This is a genomic window from Pseudomonas lyxosi (assembly GCF_047758685.1).
GTDB classification, from domain to species: domain Bacteria; phylum Pseudomonadota; class Gammaproteobacteria; order Pseudomonadales; family Pseudomonadaceae; genus Aquipseudomonas; species Aquipseudomonas lyxosi.
The window spans coordinates 2423150-2440985 of record NZ_CP180481.1; the positions used below are offsets into that span (position 1 = coordinate 2423150).

Below are 17836 nucleotides of genomic sequence, written 5' to 3' on the forward strand. Positions count from 1 at the left end.
ATGGAACGTCTGACACGCATTTTGGCCGCATTGACCCGTTGGGGTCTGGGGCTGTGTGCGTTGGTGTTGGTGTTGATGGCGTTGTACGTCAGCCTCGGCCGAGAGCTGACGCCGCTGGTGGCCGAGTACCGTGCCGAAGTCGAAGCCAAAGCCAGCGCTGCCTTGGGTATGCCGCTGACTATCGGTGAACTGGAAGGCAACTGGAGCGGCTTTGCGCCGATCATGCTGGCTCACGACGTGATGGTCGGCGAGGGCGCCAATGCCCTGCGTCTGGATCAGGTGCGCGCGGTGCCGGATCTGTGGGCCAGTCTGATGGCTCGTGAAGTGCGCATCGCTCACCTGGAACTCAGCGGCCTGAAGATCAGCCTCAAGGAAGGCGAGGACGGCCATTGGGCGCTGGAAGGCTTGCCGGTGCAGCAGGATCAGCCGCTGGATCCTGAGCAATTGCTCAATCGCATGCAGATGGTTCAGCAACTGTCGGTACTCGATAGCCAAGTCACTTTGCAGCCATTGCAAGAGCAGCCGCTGACCCTGACTTACGTCGGGCTGAATCTGAAAACCGGCGTCTCCCGCCAGCGACTCGACGCCCGATTGACCCTGCCCGACGGACAACCGGTGGCCATCAGTCTGCGTACCCGTCTGCGCGCCAGCGAATGGAAAGACGGCGAGGCCGAAGCTTATTTGAGCCTGCCGCAAAGCGACTGGTCGAAATGGTTGCCTGAGCGCCTGACCCAACAATGGAATTTTTCCGAGCTCAAGGCCGGCGGCGAGCTTTGGGTGAACTGGAACAAGGGCGCCCTGCAGAGTGCTGCAATTCGCTTGAACGCGCCGCAACTCAAGGGCGCGTACGGCGAGCGCAAGCCGATCCAGATCAACAATCTGGCACTCAATGGCTATTTCCAGCGCAGTTCCGAAGGCGCCCTGATCACCCTGGATTCGCTGGCCATGAGCCTTGGCGAGACCCGTTGGGAATCGCATCTGCAACTCAAACAAAACGTGGCGACCGACAAGACTGAAGAGCTTTGGCATCTGCAAGCCGACCGTCTCGATCTCACCCCGATCACCCCGATACTGAATGCCTTGGGGCCGCTGCCTGAAGGCGTTGCTACGGCCGTCGAGCGACTCAAAGTGACCGGTGGCCTGCGCAATGTCCTGATCGACTTCCGGCCCAATGCCACCGACGACAGCAAATTCAGCTTTGCCGCCAACCTGGATCGGGTCGGCTTCGATGCCTATCACGGCGCTCCGGCGGCACGAAATGTCAGTGGCAGCATCAGCGGTGATCTGGGCGGTGGCGAGCTGCGCATGGACAGCAAGGATTTTTCCCTGCACCTGGACCCGATCTTCGCCAAGCCATGGCAGTACATTCAGGCTAATGCCCGACTGACCTGGAAACTCGATAAAGAAGCCTTCACCTTGATCGCGCCGTACCTGAAGGTACTGGGCGAGGAGGGCAAGATTGCCGGCGACTTCCTGATCCGCCTGCATTTCGACCACACCCAGGAAGACTATATGGACCTGCGGGTCGGTCTGGTGGACGGCGACGGTCGTTACACCGCCAAGTACTTGCCGACAATGCTCAGCCCGGGGCTGGACGAATGGCTGCGTACGGCGATTCTCAAAGGTGCGGTGGACGAAGGCTTCTTCCAGTACCAGGGTTCGCTGAACCACGGGGCCGCCGAGACGGCCCGCAGCATCAGTCTGTTCTTCAAGGTTCACGACGCCGAACTGGCCTTTCAGCCTGGCTGGCCACATGTCAGCAACGTCACGGGTGACGTGTTTGTTGAAGACAGCGGTGTGCGGATCCTGGCCAGCAAGGGGCAGTTGCTCAATACCCAGGTCAGCGACATTTACGTCAATATCCCCCATGTGCCAGCGGGGCAAAGCGTCCACCTGTTCCTCGACGGTGGATTCGCCGGCGGGCTGGGCGATGGCCTGAAGATTCTCCAGGAGGCGCCGATCGGCACCGCAGCCACCTTTGCCGGTTGGGAAGGTGAGGGTGATCTGCAGGGCAAACTGAAACTGGATATTCCACTGGTCAAAGGCGAGCAGCCGAAGATCCTCGTCGACTTCAAGACCGCCAAGGCCCGTCTGAAACTGGCCGAGCCAACCCTGGAATTGACTCAGCTCAAGGGCGATTTCCGTTTCGACAGCACCAAGGGTTTGAGCGGGCAAAACATCACCGCGCGCGCCTTTGATAAACCGGTTACCGCACAGATTTTCGCCGATGGCAGCCCCGGCAACCTCAAGACTCGCGTCGCCGCCTCGGGTCAGGTCGAGGTCAAGAAACTGACTGACTGGCTGAGTGTGACTCAGCCGTTGCCAGTGTCCGGTGTGATCCCTTATCAGCTGCAACTGAACCTTGATGGGCCCGACAGTCAACTGATGGTCAGCTCCAACCTGAAGGGCGTAGCAATCGATTTGCCGGCACCGTTCGGCATGGCGGCCGACGTCGGCCGCGACACCACGTTCCGCATGACCCTGCAGGGAGCGGAGCGGCGCTACTGGGTCAACTACGGTGAGCTGGCGAACTTCACGTTTGCGGCACCGCCCGGCAATTTTGCCGACGGTCGTGGCGAGTTGTTCCTGGGTGGCGGTAATGCCGTGCTACCCGGCGCCAAAGGCCTGCGGGTGCGCGGTGTACTGTCGGAACTGGACGTCGGCCCCTGGAAGGACCTGGTAGACAAGTACGCCGGCCAGGATCCGGGCGGCAACGCCAAACAGTTGCTCAGCAGCGCAGATTTCAAGATTGGCAAGCTCAGCGGTGTCGGCACTACGCTCGATCAGGCGTCGGTGCAGTTGAACCGCAAACCTGCCACATGGGCTTTGCAACTCGACAGTCAGCAGGTCAAGGGCAGCGCCAGCATCCCCGATGCGAAGGCCGTGCCGATTGCGATCAATCTGCAATACGTGCGTTTGCCGGCGCCAGACCCGACCGTCCTGGCCGACGAAAACTCGCCAGATCCGCTGGCCTCGGTGGACCCGACGAAGATCCCGGCACTGGATATCACCATCAATCAGCTGTTCCAGGGCAAAGACCTCGTCGGGGCCTGGTATCTGAAAGTTCGTCCGACCGCCAAGGGCATTGCGTTTACCACGCTGGATCTGGGCCTCAAGGGCATTCTCCTGCAGGGCAGCGGCGGTTGGGAAGGCGTGCCCGGTTCCAGCAGCAGTTGGTACAAGGGCCGGATCAGCGGCAAGAATCTTGCCGATGTACTGAAGGGCTGGGGATTTGCGCCGAGTGTCACCAGCGAAGATTTTCATATGGATGTCGATGGTCGCTGGCCCGGTTCGCCGGCCTGGCTGGCCACCAAGCGCTTCTCTGGAACCCTCGATGCTTCGCTGAATAAAGGCCAGTTCGTTGAAGTTGAGGGCAGCGCCCAGGCGTTGCGCGTGTTTGGCTTGCTGAACTTCAACTCCATCGGCCGCCGGCTGCGTCTGGACTTCTCCGACCTGTTCGGCAAAGGCTTGAGTTATGACCGGGTCAAAGGCCTGCTGGTCGGGACCAACGGCGTCTACGTGACGCGTGAGCCGATCCGGCTGACCGGTCCGTCGAGCAACATCGAACTCAACGGGACGCTGGACCTGGTGGGCGATAAGGTCGATGCCAAGTTGCTGGTGACGTTGCCTGTGACCAACAACCTGCCGATTGCCGCGCTGATCGTCGGTGCACCGGCTATCGGCGGCGCGCTGTTCCTGATCGATAAGCTGATCGGTGACCGTGTGGCGCGTTTCGCCAGCGTCCAATACACCGTCAAGGGGCCGTGGAAAGAGCCGAAAATCACCTTCGACAAGCCTTTTTGACTTTCTTTCTCAGAGCCCACGTCCTTGGCTGATGGAGTAGCATGGCCAAAGACTTTTATGTGGCGACGCAAATCCCTTGTAGCAGCTGGCGAAGCCTGCGTCCGGCTGCGCAGCAGTCGTAAAATCAGGCACCTCGGTCTTTCAGATCAACTGTGCATCCCGGATTTACGACTGCTGCGCAGCCGGACGCAGCCTTCGGCAGCTGCTACAGGTCGGTGTACGGATCTCAAGTAAGGAAAAGGCCATGTCTTTTGCGGTGATTCAAATGGTCAGCCAGAGCGATGTGCTGGCCAATCTGGCCCAGGCCCGTCGGCTGCTCGAGCAAGCGGCGGCCGGTGGTGCGCAGCTTGCCGTACTGCCGGAAAACTTCGCTGCCATGGGCCGTCGCGACATTGCCGACATCGGCCGCGCCGAGGCGTTGGGCGAAGGTCCTATCCTGCCGTGGTTGAAACAGACCGCCCGCGACCTCAAGTTATGGATAGTGGCCGGCACATTGCCGTTGCCGCCGGTGGATCAACCGACGGCCAAAGTGCATGCCTGCTCGCTGCTGGTGGATGACCACGGCGAAACGGTTGCACGGTATGACAAGTTGCACCTCTTCGACGTCGATGTGGCGGACAATCGCGGGCGTTATCGCGAATCCGATGACTATGCTTATGGCAGTGGAGTTGTCGTGGCGGACACGCCCGTCGGTCGAGTCGGGCTGACAGTGTGTTACGACCTGCGCTTCCCGGAGCTGTACAGCGAATTACGCGCCGCCGGTGCGGAGTTGATTACCGCGCCGTCGGCCTTTACTGCGGTGACCGGCGCGGCGCATTGGGATGTATTGATTCGCGCGCGGGCCATCGAAACTCAATGTTATGTGCTCGCGGCTGCCCAGGGTGGGACGCATCCGGGGCCGCGGGAAACCTTTGGCCATGCCGCGATTATCGACCCGTGGGGACGTGTGCTGGCGCAACAGGATCAAGGCGAGGCCGTGCTGCTGGCCGAACGCGATAGCAGCGAACAGGCGTCCATCAGGGCGCGGATGCCGGTGTCCAGTCACCGGCGCTTTTTCTCGCAGGGCGCCCGGCGACCTGCCTCAGAACGATGAATTTAAGGCGTAAAGCATATGAGCGAGTTGTTGTCCTCAGTCAGTGAACACCTCCTGGCGCCCGGCGGCGTAACAATCGAGAGCCTGCAAGGTGTGCTCGGCGATCTGGCCGGCCCGGGCATCGATGCTGCCGACCTGTATTTCCAGGGGCAGATTTCCGAGTCCTGGGCGCTGGAAGACGGGATCGTCAAGGAAGGCAGCTTCAACCTCGACCAAGGTGTCGGCGTGCGTGCGCAATCGGGTGAGAAAACCGGTTTTGCCTACAGCAATGCCATTACCCTCGAAGCCCTCGGCGCTGCAGCCCGTGCTGCACGTTCGATCTCCCGCGCCGGTCAGAACGGCACGGTGCAAGCCTTCACGACCCAGGATGTCGCCCAGTTGTACGGGCCGGACAACCCGCTGGAAGTGATGACCCGTGCCGAGAAGGTCGAGCTGCTCAAACGTATCGACGTCGCGACTCGCGCCCTCGACCCGCGTATCCAGCAAGTCACCGTGAGCATGGCCGGTGTCTGGGAGCGAATCCTCGTGGCTTCCACCGACGGTGGCCTGGCCGCCGATGTTCGGCCGTTGGTGCGCTTTAACGTCAGCGTGATCGTCGAGCAGAACGGTCGCCGTGAGCGCGGCGGTCATGGCGGTGGCGGTCGTACCGATTACCGTTATTTCCTCAGCGATGACCGCGCCATGAGCTACGCCCGTGAAGCGCTGCGTCAGGCGCTGGTGAATCTGGAAGCCATTCCTGCGCCGGCCGGTACGTTGCCGGTGGTGCTGGGTTCGGGCTGGTCGGGCGTGTTGCTGCACGAAGCGGTCGGCCACGGTCTGGAAGGCGACTTCAACCGCAAGGGCAGTTCCGCCTACAGCGGGCGCATGGGCGAGATGGTTGCGTCCAAGCTGTGCACCATTGTCGATGACGGCACGCTGGCCGGGCGTCGCGGTTCCCTGAGCGTCGATGATGAAGGCACCCCGACCGAGTGCACGACGCTGATCGAAAACGGCGTACTCAAAGGCTATATGCAGGACAAACTCAACGCCCGTCTGATGGGTGTGGCCCGTACCGGTAACGGTCGTCGTGAATCCTACGCGCACCTGCCGATGCCGCGCATGACCAACACCTACATGCTGGCGGGCGAAAGCGACCCGGCGGAAATCATCGCCTCGGTGAAGCGCGGCATCTACTGCGCCAACCTCGGCGGCGGTCAGGTGGACATCACCAGCGGCAAATTCGTGTTCTCCACCAGCGAGGCGTACCTGATCGAAGACGGCAAAATCACTGCCCCGGTCAAAGGCGCGACGTTGATCGGCAATGGCCCTGAAGCCATGAGCAAGGTGTCGATGGTCGGTAACGATCTGGCGCTGGACAGCGGCGTGGGGACGTGTGGCAAGGATGGGCAGTCGGTGCCGGTGGGTGTCGGCCAGCCAACGCTGAAAATCGATGCGATCACTGTGGGTGGCACAGGATCGTAAAAGGATGGAGCTTCGGGTGAGCCGCTTGGCGACTCACCCGATTCGGGACTTAACGCAGACCGCGTTGAGTCTCGTCCAGCTCACGGATGTATTTGAAGATTTTACGGCTCGATGCCGGTGGCTTGTTGGTCGCCAGTTCGTGCTGGGCCTGACGGATCAGGGAGCGCAATTGCTGACGATCAGCCTCCGGGTAGTCGACCACGAACTTCTCCAGGACTGCATCGTCGCCCGCGATCAAGCGATCGCGCCAGCGTTCCAGGCCGTGGAAACGTTCGTTGTACTGCCGGGTGGAGGCATCGAGTTGATCGAGCAAGGTCAGAATGGCGTCAGTGTCCTGATCGCGCATCAGTTTGCCGATAAACATAAGGTGCCGTTTACGCGCGATATTCGCGGTGTGCTTGGGCGCATCGGCCAGTGCCCGGCGCATAGCGTCGGTCAACGGCAGTTTTGCCAGCAAGTCAGGCTTGAGCGTTGTAAGGCGCTCGCCGAGGTCAACCAGAGCATGAAGCTCGCGTTTAACCTGGGATTTGCTTTTTTCTCCCGTATCGAGGGAGTCGTCGTAAGAATCAACCATGGTGGCCGTCCGCAAAGAAACGCCGCCATGATAACCAGTCGGGGGCCGCTTGTCCGGCCCGGTCGCTCGAAGGCCCTAGCCGAAAGCAGAATTTGAGTGGAGAACAGCATGAGTGCAGTTGAAAGCGTCGGCCCACAAGCGTTGCCGGCACTGCAAGAGCAAGTCGAGCAGATCATCGCTGAAGCCAAGCGCCAGGGTGCCAGTGCCTGTGAAGTGGCGGTGTCCCTGGAGCAGGGCCTGTCGACCTCGGTGCGTCAGCGTGAAGTCGAAACCGTCGAATTCAACCGCGATCAGGGCTTCGGCATCACCTTGTACGTTGGCCAGCGCAAGGGTTCGGCCAGCACATCCGCCAGCGGTCCGGAGGCGATTCGCGAAACCGTCGCCGCCGCACTGGCCATCGCCAAGCACACGTCGGAAGACGAAGCTTCAGGCCTGGCAGACGCCGCGCTGATGGCCAAGGATCTGCAGGATTTCGACCTGTTCCACGCATGGGACATCACGCCGGAGCAAGCCATCGAGCAGGCCCTGGCCTGTGAAGCGGCGGCGTTTGCCACCGACAGCCGGATCAAGAACGCCGACGGCACCACCCTCAGCACCCATCAGGGCTGCCGTGTTTACGGCAACAGCCACGGTTTTATCGGCGGTTACGCGTCGACCCGTCACAGCCTGAGCTGCGTGATGATCGCCGAGGCCGACGGCCAGATGCAGCGCGATTACTGGTACGACGTGAACCGCCAGGGCAACTTGCTGGCCGACCCGGTGAGCATTGGCCAGCGTGCCGCGCAACGGGCGGCGAGCCGTCTGGGCGCGCGTCCGGTGCCGACCTGCGAAGTGCCGGTACTGTTTTCCGCGGAACTGGCCGGTGGTTTGTTCGGCAGTTTTCTCTCGGCGATTTCCGGCGGCAGTCTGTATCGAAAATCCTCGTTCCTTGAAGGCACGCTGGGGCAGAAACTGTTCCCGGAATGGCTGACCATCGATGAGCGCCCGCACCTGATGCGAGCCCTGGGCAGTTCGGCGTTCGATGGCGACGGTCTGGCGACCTACGCTAAACCGTTCGTCGAAAAAGGCGAATTGGTGTCGTACGTTCTCGGCACGTACTCCGGCCGTAAGCTCGGGATGCCGAGCACCGCCAACGCCGGCGGTGTGCACAACCTGTTCGTCACTCATGGCGATGAAGACCAGGCTGCCTTGCTGCGCCGCATGGGCCGCGGCCTGCTGGTGACTGAATTGATGGGGCAGGGCCTGAACATGGTCACTGGCGATTACTCCCGTGGCGCGGCGGGTTACTGGGTCGAGAACGGTGAAATCCAGTTTGCGGTCCAGGAAGTGACCATCGCCGGCAACATGCGTGACATGTTCAAACAGATCGTTGCTGTCGGTAATGACCTGGAACTGCGCAGCAACATTCGTACAGGTTCGGTGCTGATCGAGCGGATGACGGTAGCCGGCAGCTAACGCTTAACCGTTACACAAAAAAGGCGCGCCACCCATCGTTGGGTGGCGCGCCTTTTTTGTGCGTTGATTTTCTTGGGGTTGTTTTGGTTCTTATTATCATCTAATAATAAATCTCATTACCGAATGAGCCCGGATCATGAGTTCTGCCTTGCACGAGCAGCCTTACCTCGAAAGCTGGCGCTGGATGAGTCGCCAGATCCGTTGCGCAATGGACCCTGACGAGCCTCGCCTGATCGAACATTACCTGGCCGAAGGTCGGTACCTCGCCTGTTGCACGGCAACCTCTCCCTGGACCATCGCCGAAACTTCTTTCCGCCTGTTGCTCGACACCGTCGCCGATGTCGCGCTGCCCTGGCATTGGCGCACCTTTTGTCTGGATCAGGCCTGGCGGCCATTGCGCGATCTGGAACGGCTCTCTCTGTGCAAATGCCGCCTCAAGCGCTGGCAGAGCTACACCTGGCAACTGGCGACCTGCGAGTTGCAGCCCTCGATTCCTCTCATAGAACTGGTGCAAGGATTTTCTGATGACCAAGACTCGTATTGAGCGCGACAGCATGGGCGAACTTCAAGTACCGGTGGACGCCCTCTACGGCGCACAGACCCAGCGCGCGGTGGATAACTTCCCCATCAGCGGCAAACCGATGCCCGTGCAGTTCATCCGCGCGCTGATCCTGGCCAAGGCCGCCGCTGCCCGAGCCAACGTCGAGCTCAAGCAAATCAGCGAATCCCAGGGCAAAGCCATCGTCGATGCGGCACTGGGCCTGCTCCAAAGTGACTTCATGCAGCATTTTCCGGTGGATATCTTCCAGACCGGTTCCGGCACCAGTTCGAACATGAACGCCAACGAAGTGATCGCCACCCTGGCCAGCCGCCTGCTCGGCGAGCCGGTGAACCCCAACGATCACGTCAATTGCGGCCAAAGCAGCAACGACATCATCCCGACCACCATCCACGTCAGTGCGGCGTTGGCGTTGCACGAGCAATTGTTGCCGGCGCTGGTGCGTCTGGTTCAGGTGATCGAGCGCAAGGCCGAAGAGGTTCATCACCACGTCAAAACCGGCCGCACTCACTTGATGGACGCGATGCCGGTGCGCATGAGCCAGGTGCTCAACGGTTGGGCGCAGCAGCTCAAGGCCAACATCAGTCATCTGCAGGATCTGCTGCCGAGTCTGCAATCCCTGGCTCAGGGCGGCACGGCAGTGGGCACCGGAATCAACGCTCATCCGGAATTCGCGGCGCGTTTCAGTGAGCAACTGAACAAGCTGACCCAAGTGAAATTCAAACCGGGCGAGGATCTGTTTGCGCTGATCGGCTCTCAGGACACGGCGGTCAGTGTTTCCGGTCAGCTCAAGGCCACTGCCGTTTCGCTGATGAAAATCGCCAACGACCTGCGCTGGATGAACTCCGGCCCGCTGGCCGGTCTTGGTGAAATCGAACTCGAAGCCTTGCAGCCGGGTTCTTCGATCATGCCTGGCAAGGTCAACCCGGTGATCCCGGAAGCGACCGCCATGGTCGCCGCTCAGGTCATCGGCAATGACACGGTCATCACAATCGCCGGTCAGTCGGGCAATTTCGAGCTGAACGTGATGCTGCCGATCATCGCCCAGAACCTGCTGAGCAGCATCGAGTTGCTGACCAACTCCAGCCATCTGCTGGGTGAAAAGGCCATCGCCAGCTTCAAGGTCAACGAAGCCAGGCTCAAGGAAGCGCTGTCGCGTAACCCGATTCTGGTCACCGCACTCAACCCGATCATTGGTTACCAAAAAGCCGCGGAGATCGCCAAAAAGGCCTATCAACAGGGCCGTCCGGTGATCGATGTCGCGCTGGAACACACCGACCTGACACGCAGCCAGCTGGAAGAGTTACTCAACCCAGAGAAGCTCACCGCAGGCGGCGTGTAACCACCGCAACCGCTTTGGAGGCTCACCATGGAGCACTGGAAACGCACGATCGAAAGGGCTAACCGCCATTTCATGCTGGGCGAATTGGTTGATGCCCGCGAGGCTTACTTGCAGGCATTGGCCCTGGCCCAGGTGTTGTTCGAGCGCTGGGCAGATGCCGACGAGGCGGTCGCGGCCTGCGTGATTTCCCACCACAACCTGGCGGATCTGCATTTGCGTCTGAACCAGCCTGAGGAGAGCGCCGAGTACCTGTGCGCCATCCATCAGCGATTGTTGCAGACCATGCAGGACCCACGACTGGCGCCGGCCCTGCGTGAAGCAGCGTTGCGCCAGAGCAGCAAAACCTACGTCGAGCTGCTGAATTTCATCAGCGAACGCGGCGAATACCCGCGTACGCATCGATTGCTGCACATCGATGCCGCCTCGCCTGCGCCCCTACAACATGGAGTTCATTGAAATGGCTTTTACCTTGCCTGCCTTGCCCTACGCCTACGATGCCCTGGAACCGCACATCGATGCGCAGACCATGGAAATCCATTACACCAAGCATCACCAGACCTACATCAACAACCTCAACGCTGCGGTGGAAGGCACCGAGTTTGCCGAGTGGCCGGTGGAGAAACTGGTATCTGCTGTCCAGCAACTGCCGGAGAAGTTGCGCGCGGCGGTGATTAATCAGGGCGGCGGGCATGCCAACCATTCGCTGTTCTGGGAAGTGATGGCGCCTAACGGCGGCGGCAATCCCGAAGGCTCCTTGGCTGAGGCGATCAATGAGCAACTGGGCGGCCTGAGCAGTTTCAAGGAAGCCTTCACCAAAGCCGCGCTGACTCGTTTCGGCAGCGGCTGGGCGTGGCTCAGTGTGACGCCGCAAAAGACGCTGGTCGTTGAAAGCAGCGGCAATCAGGACAGTCCATTGATGAGCGGCAATACGCCAATCCTCGGCCTGGATGTCTGGGAGCACGCTTATTACCTGCAATACCAGAACCGTCGCCCGGAATACATCAACGCGTTCTACAACGTGATCAATTGGCCTGAAGTCGCTGCGCGCTATCAGGCTGCACTGGTTTAAGACTTCTGCAAAAACAATCCAAGGCTGGCTATGGGCACTGAAACACTGGCGATCGGAAGTGGGCGAATGTTTCGTTACGCATTCGGATCGCTGTTACTGCTGGCAGGCATGACGTTATTGGTTGCCCAAGGCTTGGCGTGGCTGGACCTCGAGCCGAAACTGCTGCGCGCGCTGCAAGGCGGGGCGATCTGCGCCTTGGGCACTGCCTTGGGCGCGGTGCCCGTGCTGGTGATTCGACGGATGCCCCAGGCGGTCAGCGATACGCTTCTCGGCTTCGGGGCCGGGGTGATGCTCGCGGCGACAGCGTTTTCGTTGATCGTTCCTGGGATTTCTGCCGCTGAAAACCTGGGGCTGACGCCTTGGGCGGCCAGCGGACTGATCAGTTTCGGCATCATGTTGGGTGCGTTTGGATTGTTCCTGGTTGATCGCAAGGTGTCGGGTGCGTCGCCGGAAATGCTCGTAGGCACGCTGGAGCGACCGGTCATCCCGCCGCGAATCTGGTTGTTTGTGTTTGCGATCATTGCCCACAACATCCCTGAAGGCATGGCGGTCGGTGTGTCGGCGGGAGGTGGCATGCCCGACGCCGATAGCCTGGCCATGGGCATCGCCTTGCAGGATGTGCCGGAAGGTCTGGTGATCGCGCTGGTATTGGCCGGGGCAGGGATGTCGCGGGTCAAGGCGTTCCTGATTGGTGCTGCGTCAGGTCTGGTCGAGCCGGTCTTCGCGTTGCTGTGTGCCTGGCTAGTGAGCCTGGCCGAATTGTTGTTGCCGTTGGGGTTGGCACTGGCGGCCGGGGCGATGTTGCTGGTGGTCACCCATGAAGTCATCCCCGAGTCGCGCCGCAATGGTCACGACAAGCTTGCAAGTCTTGGGTTGCTGATCGGGTTTTGCTTGATGATGGTGATGGATACAGCATTGGCTTAGCTGCAGAGCACGAACTTTGTAGCAGGGCGAGGATTACTCGCCTTCGCCGAAGTAGTCATTGATCAAATTCACCAATGCCTGCAGCGCCTCATCAGCCTGTTCGCCTTCGGTGCTCAGGTGGATTTTGGTACCCTTGCCCGCAGCGAGCATCATCATTGCCATGATGCTTTTTCCGTCGACCGTGGATTCCGGCGTGCGTCCTACTCTGATCGTGCAATCCTTGAACTCACCGGCGACGCCAACGAATTTTGCAGAAGCGCGGGCATGCAGGCCCAGCTTGTTGATGATTTCAATTTCCAGAGCAGGCATCGCGGTGTGAATCCTTTAGCTGAGGTCGCGGTGGCGAACCTGGACGTTCTTCAGGGTTTTTTGCAGGGCCTGGCCCAGACGTTCGGTCAGGTAGACGGAGCGATGATGGCCGCCGGTGCAGCCAATGGCAATGGTGACATAAGCGCGGTTGCTGGCGGCAAAGCGTGGTAGCCACTTGAACAAGTAGGTGGAGATGTCCTGGAACATCTCTTCGACGTCCGGCTGTGCCGCCAGGTACTCGGCAACCGGTTGGTCGAGCCCGGATTGATCGCGCAACTCCGGCTTCCAGTAAGGGTTCGGCAGGCAGCGCACGTCGAACACCAGATCAGCGTCCACCGGCATGCCACGCTTGAAGCCGAAAGACTCCACCAGGAACGCCGTACCGGGTTCCGGCTGGTTCAGCAGGCGCAGCTTGATGGTATCTCGCAGCTGATACAGGTTCAGGTTGGTGGTGTTTACTTTGAGATCGGCGAGGTCGGCAATCGGTCCGAGCAGCGCGGTCTCATCGTTGATGGCTTCGGCCAGCGAGCGATTGGCATTGCTCAGCGGGTGACGACGGCGGGTTTCCGAGAAACGTTTGAGCAAGGTTTCTTCGTCGGCGTCCAGATAAAGCACATCACACTGGATATGCCGGCTGCGCACTTCTTCCAGCAGTTCGGGAAACCGCGACAAGTGACTTGGCAAGTTGCGCGCATCGATGGATACGGCAACCAGCGGTTGCGCCAGCTCGGTGTGAATCAACGCGCGTTCGGCCAGTTCCGGCAGCAGGCCGGCGGGCAGGTTGTCAATGCAGTAGTAGCCGTTGTCCTCGAGAACATCGAGTGCGGTACTTTTACCTGAGCCTGAGCGGCCGCTGACGATGATCAAGCGCATGATTAGTGACCGTTTTGCTCGTCCAGGACAACCTGATACAAGGCTTCATTGCTCGGGGCGCTGCGCAGTTTTTCGCGCACTTCCTTGCGGTCGAGCATGCTGGCGATCTGGCGCAGTAACTCCAGGTGCGCATCGGTAGCGGCTTGCGGGACCAGCAGAACGAACAGCAGGTCAACCGGAGCGCCGTCGATGGCGTCGAAATCAATAGGTGCATCAAGGTGCATCAGGGCGCTGATGGGCGAGGTGCAGCCCTTCAGGCGGCAGTGGGGAATGGCGATGCCGTTGCCAAAACCGGTTGAGCCGAGTTTTTCACGGGCAATCAGAGCCTCGAAGACATCTTGCATCTCCAGATCCGGCACTTCTTTGTGGATAAGGTTGGCAATTTGCTCGAGGGCTTTCTTTTTACTGCCGCCCGGCACGTTCACGAGGGAACGGCCGGGGGTCAGGATGCTTTCAAGTCGGATCATGGGTTGGGAGTGTTAACGACCGGTCGCGCCCTGGAGGAGGCTTTGGGTCTTTTCCTTATGCTTTTTGAGTTGTTTATCCAGCTTGTCGGTCAGTGCGTCGATCGCCGCGTACATATCGGTATGCTCCGCGTTTGCGACCACTTCATTGCCGGGAATATGCAGCGTGGCTTCGATTTTCTGCTTGAGCTTTTCGACCGTCATCGTGACCTGCACGTTGGTGATCTTGTCGAAATGCCTCTCTAATCGTTCGAGTTTTTCGCCGATGTAGGTGCGAAGAGGTTCGGTCACTTCCAGTTGGTGTCCACTGATGTTGACTTGCATACAGCTTCTCCTTCGTTGCCAGTGCATAAAGCGGCAGGCAGAAATGCCTGCCACTGGAACGCTGTGGCGTGGCTCTACATCAACCGCTTGCGTTCGCTCGAAGGCGCGATCCCGAGGGATTCGCGGTACTTGGCGACGGTGCGGCGAGCCACCTGAATGCCTTGTGCCTCCAGTAAACCAGCGATCTTGCTGTCACTCAACGGCTTTTTCTGATTTTCCGCGGCAACCAGTTTTTTGATGATCGCGCGGATCGCCGTGGACGAGCATTCACCGCCCTCGGAGGTGCTGACGTGGCTGGAGAAAAAGTATTTCAGTTCATATATGCCCCGTGGGGTATGCATGAATTTCTGCGTGGTCACCCGTGAAATCGTCGACTCGTGCATGCCCACCGCTTCGGCGATGTCATGCAGGACCAGCGGTTTCATGGCTTCGTCGCCGTATTCAAGAAAGCCGCGCTGATGCTCGACGATCTGAGTGGCTACTTTCATCAGGGTTTCGTTGCGGCTTTGCAGGCTCTTGATGAACCAGCGGGCTTCTTGCAACTGATTGCGCATGAAGGTGTTGTCGGCGCTGGTATCGGCGCGGCGCACGAAACCGGCGTATTGAGCGTTGACTCGCAGTCGTGGCACGGATTCCTGGTTCAGTTCCACCAGCCAGCGTTCGTTGTCCTTGCGTACGATCACGTCGGGAACGACGTATTCGGCTTCGCTGGACTCGATTTGCGAGCCTGGGCGCGGGTTGAGGCTCTGCACCAGTTCAATCACCTGGCGCAGTTCATCTTCCTTGAGCTTCATGCGACGCATCAGCTGGCTGTAATCGCGGCTGCCAAGCAGGTCGATGTAATCGGTGACCAGGCGTTTGGCCTCGACCAGCCAAGGCGTCTTGGCGGGCAACTGGCGCAATTGCAGCAGCAGGCATTCGCCCAGGTTGCGGGCGCCGATACCAGCGGGTTCGAATTGCTGGATGCGGTGCAGGACGGCTTCGATTTCGTCCAGTTCGATGTCCAGTTCCGGGTCGAACGCTTCGAGAATCTCCTCGAGGGTTTCGTCCAGGTAGCCCTGATTGTTGATGCAGTCGATCAGGGTCACGGCGATCAGGCGATCGGTGTCGGACATCGGGGCCAGGTTCAGTTGCCACAGCAGGTGGCTTTGCAGGCTTTCGCCGGCCGATGTCCGGGTGGTGAAGTCCCACTCGTCGTCATCGTTGCTCGGCAGGCTGCTGGCGCTGGTCTGGTAGACGTCTTCCCACGCGGTATCGACGGGCAGTTCGTTGGGGATGCGTTCGTTCCAGTCGCCTTCCTCGAGGTTATCAACCGTCGGGGCGGTTTCCTGGTAGGAGGGTTCCTGAATGTCTACGTTGGGTTGCTGTTCGGCTTTGTCGGCCAAGGGGTCGGCGTTATCGAAGTCGTCGCCTTCTTCCTGGCGTTCGAGCATCGGATTGGACTCCAGGGCCTCCTGGATTTCCTGTTGCAGGTCCAGGGTCGACAATTGGAGCAGGCGGATGGCCTGTTGCAGCTGCGGTGTCATCGTCAGCTGCTGGCCCATTCTCAAGACTAGCGATGGTTTCATGGCAGGGGCTTAACACCTTATTCGCCGGCGCACATGCGCCATCCACTACAGGGCGCCGGAGCGCCAAACATAAGCAAATTATATGCCCGAAACTGCAGCGTTTGCCTAGAGCGCTGTAACAATAAAAAAATGTTGATTTTTTATCGAGACAAGCGCTCGGGCAACCAGCCAGACACCTCAGTGCTTACAGGCGGAACTCATGGCCCAGATACACTTCCTTGACCAGGTCGTTGGCCAGGATGGTGGCAGAGTCACCTTCGGCGATCAGTTGGCCATCGTTGACGATGTAGGCGGTTTCGCAGATATCCAGGGTTTCACGGACGTTGTGGTCAGTGATCAGCACGCCAATGCCCTTGGCCTTGAGGTGATAGATGATCTGTTTGATGTCGCCCACCGAAATCGGGTCCACGCCGGCGAACGGTTCGTCGAGCAGGATGAATTTCGGATTGGTGGCCAGTGCCCGGGCGATTTCCACACGGCGGCGTTCACCACCGGACAGACTCATCCCGAGGTTGTCGCGGATATGGCTGATGTGGAATTCCTGCAGCAGGCTTTCCAGCTCTTTGCGACGATCGGCCTTGTCGAGTTCCTTGCGGGTCTCGAGGATCGCCATGATGTTGTCGGCTACCGAGAGTTTGCGGAAGATCGATGCTTCTTGCGGAAGATAGCCGATACCGGCCTTCGCACGACCGTGCATAGGCTGGTGGCTGACATCCAGGTCGTCAATCAGTACGCGGCCCTGATCGGCCTGTACCAGGCCGACAATCATGTAAAAGCAGGTGGTCTTGCCGGCGCCGTTGGGACCCAGCAGGCCGACGATCTGACCGCTGTCGATCGACAGGCTGACGTCACGCACGACCTGGCGGCTCTTGTAGCTCTTGGCCAGATGCTGAGCTTTCAGAGTTGCCATTACTGGGCCTTTTGCTCGTCGGTTTTCTTCTTCGGCTGGATCACCATGTCGATGCGCGGACGCGACTCGGTGACCTTGTTGCCCGTCGCGCGACCGGCGCTCGCAAGCTTCTTGACCGTGTCGTAGACGATTTTCTCGCCTTGGGTGACGTTGTTGTCCTTGTCGATGACTTTGGCGCGATCGATCAACACGACGCGGTTTTGCGAGGCGTGGTACTGGATGGTCACTCCGTAGCCCTGAACCGGCTTGGTGTCGCCAGCCGTCTGCATCTGCTCGAAGTAGGCCAGATTGCCCACCGAAGTCACCACGTCGATGTCGCCGGCCGGGGTGCGGGTGATGGTCACAGTATTGCCTTTAACAATCATCGAGCCCTGGGTAATGATCACGTCACCTTTATAGGTGGCAACACCATTCTTGTCGTCCAGTTGGGCATCGTCGGCCTGGATGCGGATAGGCTGCTCTTGATCGTTCGGCAGAGCCCAGGCGCTCACGCTTCCCAGTGCTGCGCTCAGACCGAGCAAAATAGGGAGGGTTTTAACGAGCCTCATACTGTCCTCTTACGTTAGATAGCAGGTGTATCCTGCTTTCTTTCAAATACGCTTTCATTCCCTTGCCAGTCGACACACCACCAGCGCCGTCGATTCTAACGGGTTGCTCGGTCTGCGCATATTGCTGCTGCGGGAACACTGTCATGCGGGTGGTGGTAATCAGGGTCTTGCGGTTTTTCTCGTCGAAGCGCGTGATGCGCACCGAGTCAATCAGTTCGACCTGAGTGCCGTCGGGATTCACTTCGCCGTGCTCGCTCTGGACATGCCACGGAAACTCGGTGCCGCGGAACATGTTCAAGTCGGGATTGGTCAGCAGCGTCACTTCGGTGGCTTTCAGGTGTTCAACCTTGTCGGACGTCATTTCGTATTGCAGTTTGCCGTCTGGCAGGTATTGCACGCTGTGGGCGTTGATCGCGTAATAGTCGATCGCGGTTTCATCGATCTTTGCCACCGGCTGATCGAGGAAGCGTTCCGGGCTGATGTTCCAGTAGCCGACCGCCGCGAATATCGCTGCGATGCAACCGAACACCAGGAATTTGCGAATCTTTTTGCTCAGCAT

At 59.7% G+C, this 17836-nt stretch carries 18 protein-coding genes; 9 read left to right on the plus strand and 9 right to left on the minus strand.

What is annotated here, in order from left to right; all coding sequences use genetic code 11:
• From ACMXYI_RS11180 to tldD, 3 genes are all read left to right on the plus strand, one after another.
• Positions 1-3804 (plus strand): YhdP family protein, encoded by a 3804-nt coding sequence (locus ACMXYI_RS11180; protein WP_415773245.1) that lies wholly within the window; start codon positions 1-3, stop codon positions 3802-3804.
• A gap of 244 nt (positions 3805-4048) precedes the next feature.
• Positions 4049-4897 (plus strand): carbon-nitrogen hydrolase family protein, encoded by an 849-nt coding sequence (locus tag ACMXYI_RS11185; protein WP_415773246.1) that lies wholly within the window; start codon positions 4049-4051, stop codon positions 4895-4897.
• A gap of 18 nt (positions 4898-4915) precedes the next feature.
• Positions 4916-6358, plus strand: coding sequence for a metalloprotease TldD (gene tldD / locus ACMXYI_RS11190; RefSeq protein WP_008148876.1), 1443 nt, complete (start codon positions 4916-4918; stop codon positions 6356-6358).
• A gap of 49 nt (positions 6359-6407) precedes the next feature.
• On the opposite strand, the gene yjgA is transcribed toward tldD, so the two are convergent.
• On the minus strand, positions 6408-6932 hold the full coding sequence (gene yjgA, locus ACMXYI_RS11195; protein ID WP_033058015.1) for a ribosome biogenesis factor YjgA: 525 nt from the start codon (positions 6930-6932) through the stop codon (positions 6408-6410).
• Between the two features lie 108 nt (positions 6933-7040).
• On the opposite strand from yjgA, the gene pmbA reads away from it, so the two are divergent.
• The 6 genes from pmbA to ACMXYI_RS11225 all read left to right on the plus strand — a co-directional run bounded on the left by pmbA (position 7041) and on the right by ACMXYI_RS11225 (position 12281).
• Positions 7041-8387, plus strand: coding sequence for a metalloprotease PmbA (pmbA, locus tag ACMXYI_RS11200; protein WP_415773247.1), 1347 nt, complete (start codon positions 7041-7043; stop codon positions 8385-8387).
• A 136-nt stretch (positions 8388-8523) separates the two neighbouring features.
• Positions 8524-8931: a FagA protein gene (locus ACMXYI_RS11205; protein WP_415773248.1), complete on the plus strand. Its 408-nt coding sequence runs from the start codon at positions 8524-8526 to the stop codon at positions 8929-8931.
• The gene (locus tag ACMXYI_RS11210; protein ID WP_415773249.1) at positions 8912-10288 is read left to right on the plus strand and encodes a class II fumarate hydratase; all 1377 of its coding nucleotides are present in this window, start codon (positions 8912-8914) and stop codon (positions 10286-10288) included. Before ACMXYI_RS11205 ends, ACMXYI_RS11210 begins: the two co-directional genes overlap by 20 nt.
• A gap of 27 nt (positions 10289-10315) precedes the next feature.
• A complete protein-coding gene (locus ACMXYI_RS11215) occupies positions 10316-10744 on the plus strand; it encodes a hypothetical protein (protein ID WP_415773250.1) in 429 nt (142 codons plus the stop codon).
• Between the two features lies 1 nt (position 10745).
• Complete coding sequence (locus ACMXYI_RS11220; protein ID WP_415773251.1) at positions 10746-11357, plus strand: superoxide dismutase; 612 nt, start codon at positions 10746-10748, stop codon at positions 11355-11357.
• A 30-nt stretch (positions 11358-11387) separates the two neighbouring features.
• Complete coding sequence (locus ACMXYI_RS11225; protein ID WP_415773252.1) at positions 11388-12281, plus strand: ZIP family metal transporter; 894 nt, start codon at positions 11388-11390, stop codon at positions 12279-12281.
• A 33-nt stretch (positions 12282-12314) separates the two neighbouring features.
• Here ACMXYI_RS11225 and ACMXYI_RS11230 read toward each other — a convergent pair whose 3' ends face one another.
• The 8 genes from ACMXYI_RS11230 to lptC form a co-directional block, all read right to left on the minus strand.
• Positions 12315-12590 (minus strand): HPr family phosphocarrier protein, encoded by a 276-nt coding sequence (locus ACMXYI_RS11230; RefSeq protein WP_033058002.1) that lies wholly within the window; start codon positions 12588-12590, stop codon positions 12315-12317.
• A 15-nt stretch (positions 12591-12605) separates the two neighbouring features.
• Positions 12606-13463, minus strand: coding sequence for an RNase adapter RapZ (gene rapZ / locus ACMXYI_RS11235; protein ID WP_149630552.1), 858 nt, complete (start codon positions 13461-13463; stop codon positions 12606-12608).
• A gap of 2 nt (positions 13464-13465) precedes the next feature.
• Complete coding sequence (gene ptsN / locus ACMXYI_RS11240) at positions 13466-13930, minus strand: PTS IIA-like nitrogen regulatory protein PtsN (RefSeq protein WP_008150761.1); 465 nt, start codon at positions 13928-13930, stop codon at positions 13466-13468.
• A 12-nt stretch (positions 13931-13942) separates the two neighbouring features.
• Positions 13943-14251 (minus strand): ribosome hibernation-promoting factor, HPF/YfiA family, encoded by a 309-nt coding sequence (gene hpf / locus ACMXYI_RS11245; protein WP_007941242.1) that lies wholly within the window; start codon positions 14249-14251, stop codon positions 13943-13945.
• 74 nt (positions 14252-14325) lie between these two features.
• A complete protein-coding gene (locus ACMXYI_RS11250; RefSeq protein WP_046045855.1) occupies positions 14326-15819 on the minus strand; it encodes an RNA polymerase factor sigma-54 in 1494 nt (497 codons plus the stop codon).
• A 184-nt stretch (positions 15820-16003) separates the two neighbouring features.
• A complete protein-coding gene (lptB, locus tag ACMXYI_RS11255; RefSeq protein WP_017336541.1) occupies positions 16004-16729 on the minus strand; it encodes an LPS export ABC transporter ATP-binding protein in 726 nt (241 codons plus the stop codon).
• Entirely contained in the window at positions 16729-17277 is a 549-nt protein-coding gene (lptA, locus tag ACMXYI_RS11260) for a lipopolysaccharide transport periplasmic protein LptA (RefSeq protein WP_046052886.1), read from the minus strand. The genes lptB and lptA overlap by 1 nt, the downstream gene beginning before the upstream one ends.
• Complete coding sequence (lptC, locus tag ACMXYI_RS11265; RefSeq protein ID WP_150658803.1) at positions 17264-17836, minus strand: LPS export ABC transporter periplasmic protein LptC; 573 nt, start codon at positions 17834-17836, stop codon at positions 17264-17266. The genes lptA and lptC overlap by 14 nt, the downstream gene beginning before the upstream one ends.